The organism is Uniformispora flossi (assembly GCF_049534875.1).
Classification (GTDB): domain Bacteria; phylum Actinomycetota; class Actinomycetes; order Streptomycetales; family Streptomycetaceae; genus Yinghuangia; species Yinghuangia aomiensis.
Genome location: NZ_JBMULZ010000036.1, coordinates 6,039 through 23,432, shown reverse-complemented (window position 1 = coordinate 23,432; position 17,394 = coordinate 6,039). Strand labels below are relative to the sequence as shown.

12 protein-coding genes and 1 pseudogene are annotated in these 17,394 nt (G+C 73.2%); 10 read left to right on the top strand and 3 right to left on the bottom strand.

From position 1 onward, the window contains the following. Positions 1–69 precede the first annotated feature (69 nt). The 5 genes and pseudogenes from ACPA54_RS38430 (at position 70) to ACPA54_RS38410 (ending at position 6,088) form a co-directional block, all read left to right on the top strand. Positions 70–480, top strand: coding sequence for an NfeD family protein (locus tag ACPA54_RS38430; protein WP_423537134.1), 411 nt, complete (start codon positions 70–72; stop codon positions 478–480). A 101-nt stretch (positions 481–581) separates the two neighbouring features. Further along, positions 582–1,490, top strand: a pseudogene (locus ACPA54_RS38425) (SPFH domain-containing protein); the annotation flags it as partial. Between the two features lie 545 nt (positions 1,491–2,035). Then, entirely contained in the window at positions 2,036–2,797 is a 762-nt protein-coding gene (locus ACPA54_RS38420) for a sulfite exporter TauE/SafE family protein (protein WP_423537119.1), read from the top strand. Between the two features lie 763 nt (positions 2,798–3,560). Beyond that, positions 3,561–4,499 carry a cobalamin biosynthesis protein gene (locus ACPA54_RS38415; protein ID WP_423537117.1) on the top strand — a complete coding sequence of 313 codons (939 nt, stop codon included), beginning with the start codon at positions 3,561–3,563 and terminating at the stop codon, positions 4,497–4,499. A gap of 77 nt (positions 4,500–4,576) precedes the next feature. Continuing rightward, a complete protein-coding gene (locus ACPA54_RS38410; RefSeq protein WP_423537115.1) occupies positions 4,577–6,088 on the top strand; it encodes a cobyric acid synthase in 1,512 nt (503 codons plus the stop codon). A 10-nt stretch (positions 6,089–6,098) separates the two neighbouring features. Here ACPA54_RS38410 and ACPA54_RS38405 read toward each other — a convergent pair whose 3' ends face one another. Next, positions 6,099–7,289: a DUF2330 domain-containing protein gene (locus tag ACPA54_RS38405; protein WP_423537113.1), complete on the bottom strand. Its 1,191-nt coding sequence runs from the start codon at positions 7,287–7,289 to the stop codon at positions 6,099–6,101. 114 nt (positions 7,290–7,403) lie between these two features. Between ACPA54_RS38405 and ACPA54_RS38400 the strand changes: the two genes are divergently transcribed. Then, positions 7,404–8,243 (top strand): metallophosphoesterase family protein, encoded by an 840-nt coding sequence (locus ACPA54_RS38400; protein ID WP_423537111.1) that lies wholly within the window; start codon positions 7,404–7,406, stop codon positions 8,241–8,243. Here the strand turns inward: ACPA54_RS38400 and ACPA54_RS38395 are convergent. Next, complete coding sequence (locus ACPA54_RS38395; protein WP_423537109.1) at positions 8,195–10,504, bottom strand: MMPL family transporter; 2,310 nt, start codon at positions 10,502–10,504, stop codon at positions 8,195–8,197. The two genes, ACPA54_RS38400 and ACPA54_RS38395, sit on opposite strands and share 49 nt — an antisense overlap. Positions 10,505–10,601: 97 nt before the next feature. Between ACPA54_RS38395 and ACPA54_RS38390 the strand changes: the two genes are divergently transcribed. From ACPA54_RS38390 to ACPA54_RS38375, 4 genes are all read left to right on the top strand, one after another. Continuing rightward, positions 10,602–11,057: a MarR family winged helix-turn-helix transcriptional regulator gene (locus ACPA54_RS38390; protein WP_423537107.1), complete on the top strand. Its 456-nt coding sequence runs from the start codon at positions 10,602–10,604 to the stop codon at positions 11,055–11,057. Positions 11,058–11,262: 205 nt separating this feature from the next. Next, on the top strand, positions 11,263–12,813 hold the full coding sequence (locus ACPA54_RS38385) for a peptidase MA family metallohydrolase (protein WP_423537106.1): 1,551 nt from the start codon (positions 11,263–11,265) through the stop codon (positions 12,811–12,813). After that, positions 12,792–14,222, top strand: coding sequence for a hypothetical protein (locus ACPA54_RS38380; protein WP_423537104.1), 1,431 nt, complete (start codon positions 12,792–12,794; stop codon positions 14,220–14,222). The genes ACPA54_RS38385 and ACPA54_RS38380 overlap by 22 nt, the downstream gene beginning before the upstream one ends. Positions 14,223–14,431: 209 nt before the next feature. Beyond that, positions 14,432–16,552 carry a peptidase MA family metallohydrolase gene (locus ACPA54_RS38375; RefSeq protein WP_423537103.1) on the top strand — a complete coding sequence of 707 codons (2,121 nt, stop codon included), beginning with the start codon at positions 14,432–14,434 and terminating at the stop codon, positions 16,550–16,552. A gap of 64 nt (positions 16,553–16,616) precedes the next feature. Here the strand turns inward: ACPA54_RS38375 and ACPA54_RS38370 are convergent, their stop codons facing one another. Then, positions 16,617–17,126: an HNH endonuclease gene (locus ACPA54_RS38370; protein ID WP_423537101.1), complete on the bottom strand. Its 510-nt coding sequence runs from the start codon at positions 17,124–17,126 to the stop codon at positions 16,617–16,619. Positions 17,127–17,394 lie beyond the last annotated feature (268 nt).

The window sequence follows — 17,394 nt, the reverse complement described above, 5'->3', positions numbered from 1 at the left end:
GATCTTGGCCGGTTTTCGCCCCTGCTCCGGCCGCCCCCGGCCGCCTACCATGGCGGTGTGGACGCATGGATGTGGTGGCTCATCGTGCTGGGCGGTCTCGGCATCGTCGGTGTCGTGTCCTCCATCGTCGAATTCGGCATGTTCATGGTCGGCGCGCTCGCCGCGTCGATCGCGGCCGGCATGGGCGCCGGCCTCGTCGTGCAGTGCATCGTGTTCGCGGTGGTCTCCGCGTCCTTCCTGATCTTCGTGCGGCCCATCGCCCTGCGGCAGTTGAACCGCGGGCCGGTCATGCGCGACGGCGTGCAGGCGCTCAAGGGCCGCAGCGCCGTCGTGCTGGAACGCGTCGACGAGTACGGCGGCCGGATCAAACTCGCCGGCGAGGTGTGGACGGCCCGATCCATGGACACGACACGGGTGTTCGAGCCGGGCGAGAAAGTCGATGTCGCGGACATCGACGGCGCGACGGCGGTGGTCATCTGAACCGGCCCGCGGCGGAAGGCTGTTCTCGTGTTGGCGCACACCCGGGTCCCCGCACCCCGTAAAGTCGACTCAGTAACCCAACGGATTCGGGGAGGGGCGCCGTGACCGTCGTCATCGTCGTGATCGTGCTCGTGCTGCTCGTGATCGTCGCCCTCGTCCGGACGGTGAAGGTCATCCCGCAGGCGAGCGCGGCGATCGTCGAACGCTTCGGGCGGTACACGAGAACGCTGCACGCGGGCCTGAACATCCTCGTGCCGTTCATCGACCGTGTGCGGCAGATGATCGACCTGCGTGAGCAGGTCGTGCCGTTCCCGCCGCAGCCGGTGATCACCGAGGACAACCTGGTCGTCCAGATCGACACCGTCATCTACTTCCAGGTCACCGACCCGCGCGCGGCCACGTACGAAATCGCCAACTACATCCAGGCGATCGAACAGCTCACCATCACCACGCTGCGCAACATCATCGGCGGCATGGACCTGGAGCAGACCCTCACGTCGCGCGAAGAGGTCAACGACGGCCTGCGCAACGTGCTGGACGAGGCCACCGGGCGCTGGGGCATCCGCGTCAACCGCGTCGAGCTGAAGGCGATCGAACCGCCGCCCTCCATCCAGGAGTCGATGGAGAAGCAGATGCGCGCCGAGCGGGACCGCCGCGCAGCCATCCTCACCGCGGAAGGCACGCAGCGCTCGCAGGTCCTCATCGCGGAAGGCGAGAAGGAAGCCGCCGTGCTGCGCGCCGAAGGCGAGCGCACCGCGGCCGCGCTGCGGGCTGAAGGTGAGGCCAAGGCGATCGAGACGGTGTTCCGGGCGATCCACGACGGCGACGCGGACCAGAAGCTGATCGCGTATCAGTACCTGCAGATGCTGCCGGAGTTGGCCAAGGGCGACGCGAACAAGCTGTGGATCGTGCCGAGCGAGATCGGCCGTGCTCTCGAAGGCATCGGCGGGGTCTTCGGCAACCTCACCGGCGCGCCGCTCGGCGGTGCCGGTGCGGGCGTGCCGCCGCAGCTGCTGCCCCCGGGTGCCGGCCAGGCCGGTCCGGCGCCGCAGGTCACGCCGCAGGCGGGGCCGCCGCCGGAGCCCGCGGCGTTCCCGGGCGGGGCCAAGGACCCGGCGGAGGTGCCGTCCGACATCTCGGCGACCGTGCCCCAGGCGGCGCCGGGCATTCCCGCGCAGTCCGCGCCGCAAGGCACCGTCCCGGCGCACGCCGACCCTCAGGACGACCCCGACGTGTCCGGCCTGCCGGGACCCGAGGTCGGCCGCCGTCCGGCCCCGCCGCCCGGCGCGGTCCGGCGGCCCGACGTCGAGCGCCCGGCCACGGCCGGCCGCCGGCAGCCGCGGGACAACGGCCCCCTCGGCTGAGCCCGGGGGAGTCCGCACGGATTCCGGGACCCGGGGGCGCCGCGTCGAGCACGCGGCGGCCCCGGGTCTTCGCGTTCCGTCCCGGGCATGCGGGGAGCGGCCGGGCGTTCACATCCAGCCGTTAGGGTTCCCCCGCGGGGGCACGCTTGTACGGATCTCGCATCCGACGGGACGGCGAAGGAACAACCCACATGACCTGGCTGGAACAGCTCGCGGTCTTCGGCGCGGGCATCGCGGCCGGCGGCATCAACACGATCGTCGGATCGGGAACGCTGATCACGTTCCCCGTCCTGCTGGCGATCGGATACCCGCCGGTGACCGCGAACGTCTCGAACACGATCGGACTCGTGCCCGGATCCCTCAGCGGAGCGATCGGATACCGACGGGAACTGTCCGGCCAGCGTGAACGGCTGATCAAACTCGGCATCGCGTCCGTCCTGGGCGGCATCACCGGCGCGATACTCCTGCTGGTCCTCCCAGCCGACGCCTTCAAGGCCATCGTCCCGGTCCTCATCATCGCCGCGCTCGTCCTGGTCGTCGCCCAGCCCGCGCTCGCCCGGCGCATCAAGGAACGCCGCGGCACCGACCAGGTACCCGCGCACGGCGGGCCGATCCTGTTCGCCGCGATCTTCGGCACCGGCGTGTACGGCGGCTACTTCGGCGCCGCGCAAGGCGTGCTGCTGCTGGGGCTGATGGGGGTGTTCCTCAACGAGGACATGCAGCGCATCAACGCGGTCAAGAACGTGCTCGCGATGCTGGTGAACGGCGTCTCCGCGATCCTGTTCATGATCCTCGCCGACGTCGCGTGGGAGGTCGTCGCCCTCATCGCCGTCGGCTCGATCATCGGCGGCCAACTCGGCGCCAAGGTCGGCCGCCGCCTCCCACTGAACGTACTCCGGGGGGTGATCGTGGTGGTGGGGACGATCGCAGTGGTGCGGTTGCTGACGAGCTGAGCACCCGGGCGCGATCGTGGCGGTGGGGACGATCGCGATGCTGCGGCTTCGATGAGCGGAACGCGGGGGTGCCGACGAGGGGCGTGCAGCTTCGGCCGCGGCGCGAATGCGGAGGGGAGGAGAGCACGGAGGTCGCGCCGCGCTTGCCCCGCTGCCGTTTCCGGCTCACCTCCGCGCGAGCGCAGGGGCGAAGCAGATGCGGGGTGTCGTGCGGGCTTTGATGAGCGGAACATACGCGGCGCCGACGAGGGGCGTGCAGCCTCGGCCGCGGCGCGAATGCGGAGGGGAAGAGAGCACGGAGGTCGCGCCGCGCTTGCCCCGCTGCTGTGTCCGGCCCATCCCGCGCTGTCGGCCCTCGGCTGCGGGTGCGAGCGCAGGGGCGGGGTGTGGTGCGGGGGTCGCATGCGGGTCGCGTCGCGGCTGCCTTGCCGGGCGGCTCCCACGCCGGCTGTCTCCACCCGTCGTGCCCGCCCCCCGCGCCCCCCGCATCCTGCTGTCTCCTGCCTCCCGCGCCTGCGCTGCCCCACGTTTCGCCGCAACGCTCGGCTGCGCCACCCCCCCGCATGCCAAGCCGCGCGGCGGGCCGCACCGCGGAGACGTGCGGTCATCGTCTCGCCTGCCGTCTGTGGCGCCGCGGTGTCCAGTGGACGCACGTGTGGCCTCCACACGGCGGGGTGGGAAGATCGGCGGTCGGTCGGCCCCCTCCGGGGCGGCTGTTCGGCTTGTTCCCCTTGTTCCGTTTGTGCTGCCTGGAGGATCCCCGGTGCGGATACCCGCCCTCGGTTTGGCGCTCGGTGTCGCCGCCGACGTGCTCGTCGGAGATCCGCGCCGGGGGCACCCGGTCGCCGCGTTCGGCACCGCGGCGTCCGCGCTGGAACGCCGCATGTACGCCGACTCGCGCGCCCGCGGCGCCCTCTACAGCGCGCTCGCCGTCGGCGCGACCTGCGGACTCGGCGTCGCCGCGGACCGCCTGACACGCCGTCACCCCGCGGCGCGGGTGGCCGTCACCGCGGCCGCCACGTGGGCCGTCCTCGGCGGCACCACACTGCGGCGCGAGGCCCGGGCGATCGGCGCGCCGCTCGAAGCCGGCGAGCTGGAGGCCGCCCGCGCCCGGCTGCCGTACCTCGTGGGCCGCGACCCGGCCGGGCTGGACGCGTCCGGGATCGCCCGCGCGGTGGTCGAGTCGGTCGCCGAGAACACCTCCGACGCCGTCGTCGCGCCGCTGTTCTGGGGCGCGGTCGCGGGCCTGCCCGGGCTGCTCGGCTACCGTGCGGTCAACACCCTCGACGCGATGGTCGGCCACCGCACCCCGCGCCACCTGCACTTCGGGTGGGCGTCGGCGCGGCTCGACGACGCGGCCAACCTCGTCCCGGCGCGGCTGACCGGCCTGCTCACGGTGGCCGCGGCGCCGGTCGTCGGCGGGTCGCCCGCCGCGGCGTGGCGGGTGCTGCGGCGCGACGGCAGTGCGCACCCGAGTCCGAATTCCGGCCGCTGCGAGGCGTCCGCCGCGGGCGCGCTCGGCGTGCGGCTCGGCGGGCGGAACGTGTACGCGGGCCGCACCGAGGACCGTCCGGTGCTCGGCGACGGCCGCCCCGCGGAGGGCCGCGACATCCCCCGCGCGAACCGGCTGTCCGCGGCCGTCGGGCTGGCGTCCGCCGCCCTCGCCTTCGGCGTGCTCGCGGCACGACACCGGCACCGCTAGGCCGCCAGCCCAGACCGCCAGACCGCCAGACCGCCAGACCGCCAGGTTAAGACTCGGTCACCCCGAAAGGACCTCCCATGAACGGCGCTCTGCTCGTCGCCGGCACCACCTCCGACGCCGGCAAGAGCGTGCTCGTCGCCGGACTCTGCCGCCGGCTCGCCCGGGAAGGCGTCAAGGTGGCGCCGTTCAAGGCACAGAACATGTCGCTCAACTCGATGGTCACCGCGGACGGCGCCGAGATCGGCCGCGCCCAGGCGATGCAGGCGGCCGCCGCGGGGATCGCGCCGGAAGCCGCGATGAACCCGGTGCTGCTCAAGCCGGGTGCCCGGATGAGCAGCCAGGTCGTGCTGCTCGGTCGTCCCGTCGCGGAGGTGTCCGCGCTGGACTACCGCGACCTCAAGCCGCGGCTGTTCGACGCCGTGCTCGACTCGCTCGCCGACCTGCGGGCCCGGTTCGACGTCGTGGTGTGCGAAGGCGCGGGCAGCCCGACCGAGATCAACCTGCGCGACCGTGACATCACCAACATGGGCCTCGCGCGCGCCGCGAACCTGCCGGTGCTGGTGGTCGGCGACATCGACCGCGGCGGCGTGTTCGCCCACCTGTTCGGCACGCTGGCCCTGCTGTCGCCCGAGGACCAGGCGCTGATCTGCGGGTTCGTGGTCAACAAGTTCCGCGGCGACACCAAGCTGCTGGCGCCGGGGCTGGACCGGATCAGCGCGTTGACCGGGAGGCCGGTGCTCGGCGTGCTGCCGTATCTGACCGGGCTGTGGCTCGACGTCGAGGACTCGTTGGCGTTGGAGGCCGACCGGGGCGTCGCGGCGCCGCCGCTCGGTGAGGACATCGTGCGCGTCGCGGTCGTGCGGCTGCCGCGGATCAGCAACTTCACCGATATCGACGCGCTGTCCGTGGAGCCCGGCGTGGTCGTCCGGTTCGCCTCGACCCCGGCCGAACTCGCCGATGCCGACCTGGTGGTCGTGCCCGGTACCCGCGCGACCGTGGAGGACCTGGCGTGGCTGCGCGAGCGCGGCCTGGACACGGCGCTCGCCCGTCGGGCCGCGGAAGGCCGCCCGACGCTCGGGATCTGCGGCGGCTACCAGATGCTCGGCCGGGAGATCGACGACGAGCACGAGTCCCGGCTCGGCCGCGTCGCCGGGCTCGGGCTGCTGCCCGTGCGGGTCGCCTTCGCCGCCGACAAGACGCTGGCCCGGCCCACGGGGTTCGCGGGCGGCGCGCCGGTGTCCGCGTACGAGATCCACCACGGCATCGTCACCGTCGAAGGTGGCGCACCGCTGTTCACCGACGCCGACGGCGTTCCCTTGGACGGCTGCCGCGACGGTGCCGTGTGGGGCACGCTGTGGCACGGGGCGCTGGAGAACGACGCGTTCCGCCGTGCGTTCCTCGGCGAGGTCGCGGCGGTCGCCGGACGCCGTTTCACGGTGTCGCCCGACACCTCGTTCGAGGCGGCCCGCCAGGCCCGGCTCGACGCGCTCGGAGACTTGGTCGCGGACCACCTGGACAACGCGGCCGTCGACCGGCTCATCACGCAAGGCGCCCCGGCGGGAATGCGGTTCGTCCCGCCGGGCATCTGATCCGGGGGTCCTACAGCGGCGGCATGGCGGGCCGCGGCGGCGCCACAGGCCGCGGCGGGTAGGCCGCCCACCGCCGCCGGTTCGACCGGCGCCGCAGGGCGATCAGCACCGCGGCGAACACCAGCAGCACCGCCAGGACCGTCGCGATCCACGCGGGGACGCCGCCGATGGTCAGCAACTCGTCGTGGTAGCGGACGCGCTGGTAGCGCTCGTCGGCGGGGGCGGCACGGAACTCGTAGTCGCCGGTGATCGCCGACGGCCGGGACAGCTCGTTGTTCATGGCGGTCAGGAACACCGCCGGGCCTTGCCCGCCGTCCCAGCCGACCCGCCCCGTGTCCGGCTTCCCCGCGTAGAGGGTCTCCAGCGAACCGCCGCCGCCGATCCCGGCGACGGGTTCGACCCGGTGCGGTGCGAGCACGTACAGGCGCAGTGATTGCGCGGTCTTCGCGCGCTGCGACAGCCGCATCGGGTAGACGAGCTTGTCGGACGCGAACGTGAGCTTCAGCGGGTCGAGGTCGCCGCCGAGCGTGGGAGCGACCCTGCCCGGCACCGACCGTCCCGCCCCGCCGCCGGTGCTGCCGCCGGTGCTGCCGCCGCTGCCGGCCGGCGCGAGCTTGACCGCGACGTACTCCCAGCCCTGGTCGACGTACGGCTTCAGCGAGTCCGCCAGACCGGCGGGCATGGTGAAGCCGTTGGCGTGCAGCCAGGATTCCAGTGCGGCCGGGTCGGTCGCGGCGAGCTGCGCGTACTGGAACGGGCCGAGTTCACCGCTGCCCACCACGCTCACCGGCGGTGCCGCGGCTCCCGGCGCCGCCGCGGACGACGCCCCGTTCGTCTTCTTGTGGTCGCCGCCGAACGGCCAGTCGCCGTCGCGCGGCCAGAAGTAGTAGCGGGTCTTGTCGACCGGTGCGACGACCTCTTCGAGCCGGGAGAACACCTTCTTGTCGCCGAGCGCCAAGTCGGCTCGTGCCGGAACCGGCATGATCCAGGCGGCGTTGGCGGCGTTCCCCGTCACCGTCAGCTGCATGAGGATCTCCTCGGTCCGGCCGTCCCACCGCACCGCCGACGTCTCCTCCCGGACCGCCATGGACGTCTGGTTGCCGGGCACCATCGCCCCGCATCCGCAGGCCCATGCCGGGCGGATCAACGCCGCCATCTGCACGAGCATCACCAGCACCGCCACCACGGCCCCCCGCCGCACGACTGCTCCGCCGACCACCGCAAACCCCCTGATCCCGCCCGGTTCCGACAACCGACGCCCGATCCGACGGGGAAGCCCGCGATCCGGTTCCCGGGCCGCGGGTTACGCTGCGCAATGCGGATTTTGCTGACGGGGGACGTGCACGGAAATCTCGCGCACGTGCGGACGGTGCTGGACGCCGCCGCCGCGGAACACATCGACCGGATCTTCCAGCTCGGCGACTTCGGCTACTGGGAGCACGAGCCCGGCGGAGTCCGGTTCCTCGACGAAGTCCACCGCGCGGCCCGGGCGCAGGGCATCACCGTCTACTTCCTCGACGGGAACCACGACAAATCCGGCCTCATCCTCGAACGGTACGGCGAGCACCGCGACATGGAGGGCTTCCTGAGCGTGCGCGGCCGCGTGCGGTACGCCCCGCGCGGCCACGTCTGGACCTGGGACGGCGTCCGCTTCCTCGCCTTCGGCGGCGCCTGCTCCGTCGACCGCGAGTACCGGCTGGAGGCGGAGCGGCGCCGCACCGAGAAGGCGCTCCGCAAGGAGAACTACCGGCTGGCGGCAGGTCGTCCGTCCCAGAGCGTGCCCGACCACGCGGGCACGCTGTGGTTCCCCGAGGAGGAAGCCACCGATGCCGACGCGCAGGCCGTGATCGACACCGCCGGCCCGGTCGACGTCCTCCTCACCCACGACAAGCCGCGCGCGACCACCCCGGGCGTCAACCGCAAGGACCTGCCGGTCTGCCATCCGAACCAGGACCGCATCCAGCGCCTCGTCGACGCGCTGCGGCCGCGGCTGGCCGCGCACGGCCACCTCCACCACCGGTACACCCAGGTGCTGGAGGAGCCGCACGCGCCCACCCGCGTCGAAGGCCTCGCCGCCGATCCGGTGGCGTCGTTCGAGGCGCCCGGCTACCGGGTCGCCGACTCGTGGCTGGTGCTCGACACCGCGACCGTCTGAGGTCGAGCCTCGGCCGGGGCCGGTGCGCCGCCTTCGTCGATGCCGAACCTGGCGTGCACACGGCGCAGGAACGCCGGAGCCCACCACGAGCGTTCACCGACGAGCGCGAGTGTCGCCGGGACCAGCAGGCCGCGCACCACGAAGGCGTCCACCAGCACCGCCAGCGCGAGTCCGGCGCCGAACATCATCGTGTTCGTCACCCGGGACGCGCCGATCGCCGCCATCACGACGGCGAGCACGCAGGCCGCCGCGGTGATGATGCTGCCGGTGCGGGCCAGCCCGATCGCCACGGAGTGGCGGTGGTCGCCGGTGGCGTCGTACTCCTCCTTGACCCGGGACAGCAGGAACACCCCGTAGTCCATGGACAGTCCGAAGGCGACGCAGAACATCAGCACCGGCAGCTGGGTCTCGATCGACCCGGTGGGCGTGAAGTCCAGCAGGCCGGACAGGTGGCCGTCCTGGACGACCCACACGACCGCGCCGAACATCGCCGTCAGGCTCAGCGCCGCGAACAGCACCGCCAGCAGCGGCATCACCACACTGCCCGTCAGCAGGAACACCAGGACGAACGTGGCCAGCACGACGACCGCCCCGGCGATCCACAGTCGGTCCGCGATGGCGTCCTTGCCGTCGACGACCACCGCGGCGGCGCCGCCGACCAGCGCCCGAGCGGGTGCCGGGGTCGCCCGGACCTCGCGCACCAGCTCCTGCCCGGCGGGGGACAGCTCCTCGCCGGCGGGCACCACGGACAGGTACGCGCTGCCGCCCTCGAGCCGGCCGGCCTCGGCCGGCCCCGCCGGGGACTCGGCCTGCCCGGCACGGAAGACGCCGTCCGGACCCACGACCCGCGCCACGCCGTCGAGCGCGGACAACCGGGCCGCGTACCCGGCCCGCTCCGCCGCGGAGGTGTCGCCGAGCACGATCTCGATCGACCCGGCCGGGCGGCCGTCGATGTGGTCGCGGATCACCTGCTGCACCTGCCGCGACTCCGCGGTCACCGGCAGCTGCCGGTCATCGGCCGTACCGAACTTCACGCCCAGGAAGGGCAGTCCGAGGACCACCAGTCCGGCCAGCGTGGCGAATGCGACCAGCGGCGCGCGCCGCATCACCGTGTGCGCGACCCGCAGCCATCCGGTGCCGTCGGCGCTCGCGGCGCTCGCGGCACCCTGTGTGTTCTGGGTGCTCTGGGTGGCGTCGGTTCCCGCGATGCGCGAGTGCCGCAGCCTGCGGAACGGCTTGCGCAGGTCGCCCGCGTCGATCCGCCTCCCGAGCAGCACCAGCGCCGCGGGCAGCACCACCAGCGCGCCGACGGCGGCCAGCATGACGACGGGGATGCCCGCGTAGGCGAACGACCGCAGGAAGTACTGCGGGAAGGCCAGCATGGCCGCCAACGACACCGCCAGGGTCAGCGCCGAGATCAGCACCGTGCGGCCCGCCGTGCGCAGGGTCGTGGCGACGGCCTCGGCGGGGGAGAGGCCGCGGGCCAGCTCCTCACGGTACCGGCGGACCATGAACAGGCCGTAGTCGACGGCGAGTCCGAGGCCCAGCACGGTCGTGAGGTTCTGCGCGAACACCGACACGTCGGTGACGCCGGCGACGACCCGCAGAACCGCGTTGGTGCCGAACATCGCGAACAGCCCCACGCCCAGCGGCAGCAGCGCGGCCACCGCACTGCCGAACACCAGCACCAGGATCAGCAGCGTGATGGGCAGGGCGATCATCTCGGCGCGGACCAGGTCGTCGCGGATCGTCGACTGGATGTCGTGCTGCACCGCCGCCAGTCCGCCGATCCGCACGTCCAGACCGCCTTGCGTGCTGCGGTAGTGCGGAGCGATCCGGTCGAGCGTGTCCGCGACGGCGTTCTCGCTGCCTTCGAGGTGGGCGAGCACCAGACCACTGCGCCCGTCGTCGGTACGCAGGGCCGCGGAGCCGGTGCTCCAGTACGAGCGCACGCCCACGACCCCGGCCTCCGCCGTGAGGCGGTCGGTCAACGCCTTGGCCGCGCCGACGGTTTCGGGGGAGTCGACGCCGCCGCGCGCGGGCGTGACCAGGAGGACGAGGTTGGGCCGGCTGCCGGGGAACTCCCGGTCGAGCGCCGCCGCCGCGCGGGCCGACGACGACTTCGGGACTTCGGTGCCGCCGGCCAGGAGGTGGTCGCCCGCGCCGCGGCCCACGAAGCCGGCGAGAGCGAGGAACAGCAGAGCGGATATGAGGACGAGCCGTGGTCGGGCGGCGGTCAGCCGCGCCAGGGCAGGGAACATCGCCGACCTTCCGTCGAGGATATCGTAGGTCGAGCATACGATAGGGATCTGAATTCATATGCACTACCCATGGTTGGTGGTCGGTAGAGTTGACGCCATGCAAAGACGCCCGCCGATGAGCAACCGCACCGGATACCGGCTGGTCAAGCTGGGCGAAATGCTGCTGACCCTGGCCGAGGACGCCCTCGCGCCGCTCGGTGTGAAGGCGAAGCACATCCACGTCATGGAGACCCTGCTGGCCTACGACGGGCTGTCCCAGCAGGACGTCAGCCGGATGCTCGGCATCGACCCCAACGTCCTCGTCGGACTCATCGACGACCTCGAAGCGCGCGGCTTCGCCGAACGCCGCCGCAATCCGGAAGACCGCCGCCGCCACCTGGTCCACGTCACCGACGCCGGCCGCGCCGCCGTCGAGCAGAGCCGCACCCTCCTCGGCGCCGCCGAAGACGGGTTCTTCGCGGTCCTCGACGAAGACCAGCGCGACGTCCTGCGCGACGCGTCCGAACGCCTCCTCGCCGCGCACCGGCCCGACTGGGCGGAAACCGACTGCTGACCGCCCCTCACCCCGGCAACACCCGCCGCGCTCCGGCCCGTTCCCACCGCCCCTGACACACCGCGGCAGCCCGCGGCCACCCGCTTGACGCGGCGTCACCCGCGCCGGGTACTCTCCGCGCACGCGGTCACGCGATGATCACGCAGCTCGTCCCGCAGCCCGACCGCGCGGAGCGGCGGCGGCACGAGGGGGGAGGGACGCGGCAGTGGCCGACGAGTCCGACACGGGGGCACCGGAAGACACGGCCGAGGGCTCGCCGGAACACGCGGCCGAGGGCTCGCCCGACGGAGCCGAAGCCGGCCGTGCCGACGCAGCCGCCGACACCGCCGCACCGTCCGATTCCGCACCCGCGGAAGCGCTTTCCCCGGCCGTCCCGCCGCAACCGCCCGCGCCGCGCCGCGGCCCGCACCCCGCGCTCATACCCGTCATGGCGATCGGCACGGCGCTGGTCCTCGTCGTCACCGGCTCCGCGCTGTTCGCCAATGCCGGGGCGTCCGACCTCCTTGCCACACCGGGAACCGCGGCAAACGCCGGGCCCGGCACGTCGGCCGCGCCCTCCGCCACGTCCGCCCCGACCCGCACCGAGATCACCACCGACGAACTGCGGGCCCTCGCCGGCACCCAGACCGACGCCCTGAAGCGCGGCGACGTCGACGGGTTCCTCGCGCCCTACGACCCGGCCGCGACCGACCTGATCGCGGAACGCCGCCGCCTGTTCGCCAACCTCAGGCTCGTCCCCTTCACGCAGGCGCAGTACCGCTGGGAACGCCTCTACACCGGCTCGCTGTCCGGCAAGGACACCGGTCGGCTCACCGCCGACGTCGTCGTCGCCTTCGTCCACCAAGTCACCGGCGTCGACGCCCAACCCGTCGCCGAGCAGTACATCTGGACCGTCGAACGCCCCGCCATGGGCGCCCCGCTGCGCATCACCGGCGTCCGCGGAACCCCCGGCCGCAGCGGCTCCTACCCGCTCGCCTGGGACCTGGCCCCACTCGTCAAGGCGGAACGCCCGCACGTCGTCATGCTGGCCGGCTCCGCCGACGCCAACAAGATCGCCGGCTGGGCCGACCACGCCGAGAACGCCGCCAAGCGCGACCTCGACCTGTGGAAAGGCCCCAGCGGAGTCCCGGCGCGCTTCCTCGTGTTCGCCAGCCCCGACCCCGAGCTGTTCGCCAAGGCGTACGGCGGCACCATGCCCAAGGGCACCGTCGCGTTCTGCGCGCCCATGGCCGCCGACAGTTCCGACACCCGCGGCCGTGTCATCGTCGGCAGCCGCATCACCTGGGACACCCGCTCCAAAGGCATCAAGAACACCGAAGAGCAAACCGGCGTCCTGCGCCACGAAATGGGCCACGCGCTCGTTGCGGGTTTCATGGCCTCCGACCCCGGACAACCCGACGTCCCGCTGTGGATCGTCGAAGGCTTCGCCGAATACCTCGAATGGGTCGACCGGTTCGGCCAGTACTACGTGCCCGCCGCACGCGACTTCGTGGCGAGCGACGGGTTCACCGGGAAACTCCCCGGCGACAGCGAGCTGTACGGCGAGGACGCCGAAGCCAACGGCATCGGCTACCACCTGAGCATGACCGCGATCCGCTACCTCGTCGACAAGTACGGCGCCGAGAAAGCCTTCGCGTTCGTCGTCGCCGCCTACCGCAACCCGCGCGACCCGGACAAGGCCCTGCAGGAGACCACCGGGCTGGACCTGGCCACCTTCGAATCCCGGTGGGCGAAGTGGGTCAAGAGCCACGTCTGACGGGGCCCCGGAGGCCCCCGCGCGCCGTACTCGCAGCAGCCGCCGGCCTGCTCGTCGGCCTTGCCGTCCTCCTCGGCTATGCCACGCCGTTAGGCGACCGCGCGTTACGCCCCGACTCGGCCCGCGCCGTCGTCGACCACGCCGCCCAAGGCCGCGGCGGCGCCGCCGACATCCGCACCGGCGCAACCCCGCTCCCGGGCGGCACCGGCGACCTCACCCGGGACGAACTCACCGGCCTGATCGCCGGCCAGAACGACGCCCTCGCCCGCCGCGACGCGGCCGCGTTCCTCGCCCCCTACGCCGCCGACCGCCAAGACCTGCGTGCGGAACGCGGCCGGCTCTTCGCGAACCTGCTCAAGATCCCGTTCAGCCGCGCCGAATACCGCTACCAGGACGCGCAGCCCGTGCCTGCCGACTCGGCCGGACGCCGCCGCACCAGCACGGTGACCGTCGTCTTCAGCCACCAGATCACCGGCGTCGACGTCGCCCCGATCGGCGAGACCTACCGCTGGACCGTCACCCGCCCCGGCCCCGGCGAACCGCTCGCCATCACCGCCGTCGACGGCGGTGCACCCGACGCGGCACACCGCAACACCACCTACCCGGCACCGTGGGACGCGGCCGAACTCGTCCTCGTGGACAAACCCCACGTCCTGCTCCTCGCCGCGAAACAGCACGAAGCCAAGGCCGCGCTGTGGGCGACGCGCGCGGAAGCCGCCGCCACCCGCAACCTCGCGAGCTGGCAGAGCCCGGAGCCGACCCCGGGCCGGTTCGTGGTCTTCCTGACCCCCGACCACGCCGCCTTCGAACGCGTCCGCGGCGGCGATACGGTCACCACGAACGCCATCGGCGTCTGCGTCTCCCTGCCCGCCGACCCGGCCGGACGCGGGCCCGCCACACCGGACTTCGCCGGCAGCAGGATCTACGTCGACTCCACGGCGCAGGACATCACGACCGGCAAGGCCGAGGACACCATCGCGATCTTCCGGCACGAAATGGGACATGCGATGGTCGCGCCGTTCCAGAAGCGCGTGGCGGGCAACGGGCCGCCGCTGTGGGTGGCCGAGGGATTCGCGGGCTACCTGGAGTGGAGCGACCGTTCGCTGGAGCGCTGGTATGTGCCGGCGGCGCGCGACCAGGTCCGCTCCGGGACCTTCGACGGAAGGCTCCCGACCGACGCGCAGATCTACGCCGACGATCCCCGGACCAGCTCTGCCGGGTACCACTTCGCGATGCTCGCGATCCGCTACATCGCCGAGAAATACGGCGCCGCCAAGGCCTACGCGTTCGTCGTCGCGGTGTACCGCGACCCGTCGTCCGTCGATGCGGCGTTGCGGACGGCGACCGGGCTGGACCACGGGCAGTTCGAAGCCAAGTGGACGCAGTACGTGAAGGCGAAGGCCGGCTGAGGGGCTCGACGGCCCAAGCCGGGCGGGCGCGGACCGCCTGCCGCGGAGGCCCGAGAACGCGTGCGGAATGAACCGGCGCGACAGTTGCCGCGTCTCCGCACCGGACAGGCACGGTGGAGACGGCGCCGTTCCCTGCGGCCGAAGCCGCCGGATATCCTCACCTGCACCCCACGGGGGTGGAGCAGATCGGCGAGCACAGGGGCACAGGCATGGACGACAGCGCCGCGGACGCCATGCCCGCACACCGAGCGGCGCTGGACCAGGGACGTGTGGACGGGGGAGAGGTCGTGACGGGGGGCGGGGTACCGGAGGACCGCGGGAGATCGACGGACCCCGCCGGGGACGCCGGACCGGAACCGGCGGCGTCGGACGGCGCGCCCGATCCGGCCGCGACCGCAAGCGACGAAAGCGACCGGCGGCCTGCCGCCGCAACACCCCCGGCCGGCCGCGACGTGATGTCCCGGCAGGCTGCGGAGAGCGGCGCGGAAGCCGGGGCGGTCGGGTCGGCGAGCGGGCGGTCCGCGCCGACTCCCTCGCCGCGCGTACCCGAGCCGACCGCGGCCGAGGCCGCCCGCGTTGCGCCCGCCGCCGCCTCCACCGCGCCCGGACTCGTCGGCGCCGCTTCCGCCCCCCGCGGCGACGGCGCCCCCGCCGACAGCCGTCCCCGGACCCCCGCCGATGCCTGGCCCGCCGCGCACGAAGTCGTCGGGATCCCCGGCCCTCGGGCCGGCGCACCGACCTACCCGTATGCCCCTGGCAGCCCGCCGGGGCCGGTGCCCGGGGCTTACCCGTGGGTGCCCGGGCCGCGGGTGTCCGGGCCGGTGCCGTACCGGCGGCCGAACGACACCTTCGGCCTGTGGCCGCACGCGGTCGTCGACCCGCGTCGTGATCGGCAGACCCCCGCGATCGTCGTCTCCTCGCTCGTCGCCTGCCTGGCGGCCGTGCTGCTGCTCGTCGCCTTCGTCCGGCCCTTGCAGTCGGGCGAAGCCGGGGCGATCGCCGACGTCGGGACCGCGCCCACCGCGCCCGCGACTCCGCCCGGCCACGAGCCGGGGCCCAAAAACCCGGCGAAGCCGAGCACCAGCCCCGACACCGGCAAACCCCCGACGCTCAACGGCTCCACCGCCTCGCCCGCCGTCAAGTCGGCCGTGCTCGCGCGCACCCAGGCCCTGGCCGCCGCCCGCGGACCCGCCCTGCGCGCCAACGACGTCGCGGCGTTCACCGGCGGCCTCGACAAGAACGCCAAGGAACTCGGCGACACGCAGAGCCGCCTGTTCGACAACTTGCGCAAACTGCCCCTCGACAAAGCCGATTGGACCGCAGGCCGGGTCGCCGACGCGCGCACCCAAGGCGCCGGCAACGGCGGATGGCCGGTCGTCGCCAACGTCGACGTGGCGTTCGTCCACCAAATCAACAACGCCGACGTCCGCCCCGTCGCCGAGCACTACCTGTGGACCGTCCGCTGCACCTCCGACGCGGACCCGTGCACCGTCACCGCCGTCAACGGCGCCCCCGACAGCAACCTCACCGGCCCGTCCGGCTACCCCGCGCCCTGGGACCTCTGGGAACTCGCCGTCGAACGCCGCCCGCACGTCCTCGTCGTCGGCCCCGCCGACCTCGCCGCCGACCTGGCGTCCCGCGCCGACGAAGCCGAAGACGCGGCGCTCTACGACCTCGCCCGGTGGACCGGCATGCCCGGCACCTCGCCCGGGTTCGTCGTCGCCCTCACCCGCGAACGCGCCGACTTCGACCGCATCTACAGCGGCGAATCGGCCGGCGACTGGGCCGCCGGCTTCGCCCTCCCGCTGGCCTCCGACGGCGACGCCGACGTGATCGGCGGCAGCCGCGTCGTCATCGACCTCGACGAAATGGACAGCGAACCCGACTTCGCCCGGGTCATCCTGCGCCACGAACTCGTGCACGCCCTGCTCGACCCGCTCACCCAAGCCGCCTACGACCGCATACCGCTGTGGGCCGCAGAAGGCTTCGCCGACTGGCTCGCCCAGTCCGACCACACCATCACCGACACCTACGACGCGCGCGCCGCCCGGCAGCTCATCCGCGACGGCAAGTTCACCGGATCGCTCCCCACCGACGCCGACTTCGACGCGGACGACGAAGAAGTCATCGACAACGCCTACGTCCTCGGCCACCTCGCGATCCGCTTCCTCGCCGACACCTACGGCCCCGACAAGGCCTGCGCGTTCATCACCGACGTCTACCGCGGCACCTCGCGCAGCATGGACGAAGCCGTCCGCGCCGCCACCGGCAGCAGCCTCGCCGACTTCCAACGCGCCTGGTCCGACTGGATGCGCCGGACCTTCGGATGACGAAACGCCTGCCGCCGTCCACCCGCAAGGGGGACGGCGGCAGGCGTTCGTCGGAACTTCCCGGTCAGGCGGTGGCCGCGACCGCGGCGCCGAACCACGCCTGCTGCTCGGCGGTCACGCCGAACGCCAGCACCAGGGCCCGCGTCCCGGCCGGCTCGTACGGGTCGAACAGCAGCCGCATCCCCGCCTCGTCCGGCGTCCGGTCCGCCTTGCGCTGATTGTCGGCCGCGCAGGCCGCCACCGTGTTGAGCCACGAGTCCGCCCCGCCGCGCGACTTCGGCAGCACGTGGTCCACGGTCGTCGCCCGGCCGCCGCAGTACGCGCACTTGCGCGCATCCCGCTGCAGCACCCCGCGCTTCGACCACGCCACCCGTTGTCGGAACGGCACCCGGACGTACCGGAGCAACCGGATCACACGCGGGACCGGCAGCTCCAGCGCCGCGGCACGTACCACGCGGCCCGGATCGGCGTCCTCGACCACGGCCTTCTCCTGCAGCACCAGCACCAGCGCGCGCCGGAACGACACCGTCGCCAGCGGCTGGTACGTGGCATTCAGCACCAACGTGTCCCGCATGCGTCCGCCCTCCCTTCGGGGTCGGACCGCCGGGAACCCCGGGCGCGCCGGATCCGGACCGGGCGCCCACGCCCGCCGGAACCGCCGGCCACGTGCCGGAAGCCTCAGGTGAGCGGTGGTGCCGCGGTGGTCATACGCGCCTTTCGCCTCGACGGTCCTCGTGCGGCCGCCGAAGCGGCCGGATCGGTGGTCTCGGCCCGCGCCGAGCGGGGGCGGGGCGAGACCACGGGTGCCCCAGCAAATCACCCCGGCAACCCCAATTACGCGA

Bases quoted from the DNA above. Each gene is read 5' to 3' on its own strand.
- ACPA54_RS38420 (WP_423537119.1), top strand. From the start codon at position 2,036: ATGACCTGGCTGGAACAGCTCGCGGTCTTCGGCGCGGGCATCGCGGCC.
- ACPA54_RS38375 (WP_423537103.1), top strand. From the start codon at position 14,432: ATGGACGACAGCGCCGCGGACGCCATGCCCGCACACCGAGCGGCGCTG.
- ACPA54_RS38395 (WP_423537109.1), bottom strand. From the start codon at position 10,504: ATGTTCCCTGCCCTGGCGCGGCTGACCGCCGCCCGACCACGGCTCGTC.
- ACPA54_RS38370 (WP_423537101.1), bottom strand. From the start codon at position 17,126: ATGCGGGACACGTTGGTGCTGAATGCCACGTACCAGCCGCTGGCGACG.
- ACPA54_RS38410 (WP_423537115.1), top strand. From the start codon at position 4,577: ATGAACGGCGCTCTGCTCGTCGCCGGCACCACCTCCGACGCCGGCAAG.
- ACPA54_RS38400 (WP_423537111.1), top strand. From the start codon at position 7,404: ATGCGGATTTTGCTGACGGGGGACGTGCACGGAAATCTCGCGCACGTG.
- ACPA54_RS38430 (WP_423537134.1), top strand. From the start codon at position 70: ATGTGGTGGCTCATCGTGCTGGGCGGTCTCGGCATCGTCGGTGTCGTG.
- ACPA54_RS38390 (WP_423537107.1), top strand. From the start codon at position 10,602: ATGCAAAGACGCCCGCCGATGAGCAACCGCACCGGATACCGGCTGGTC.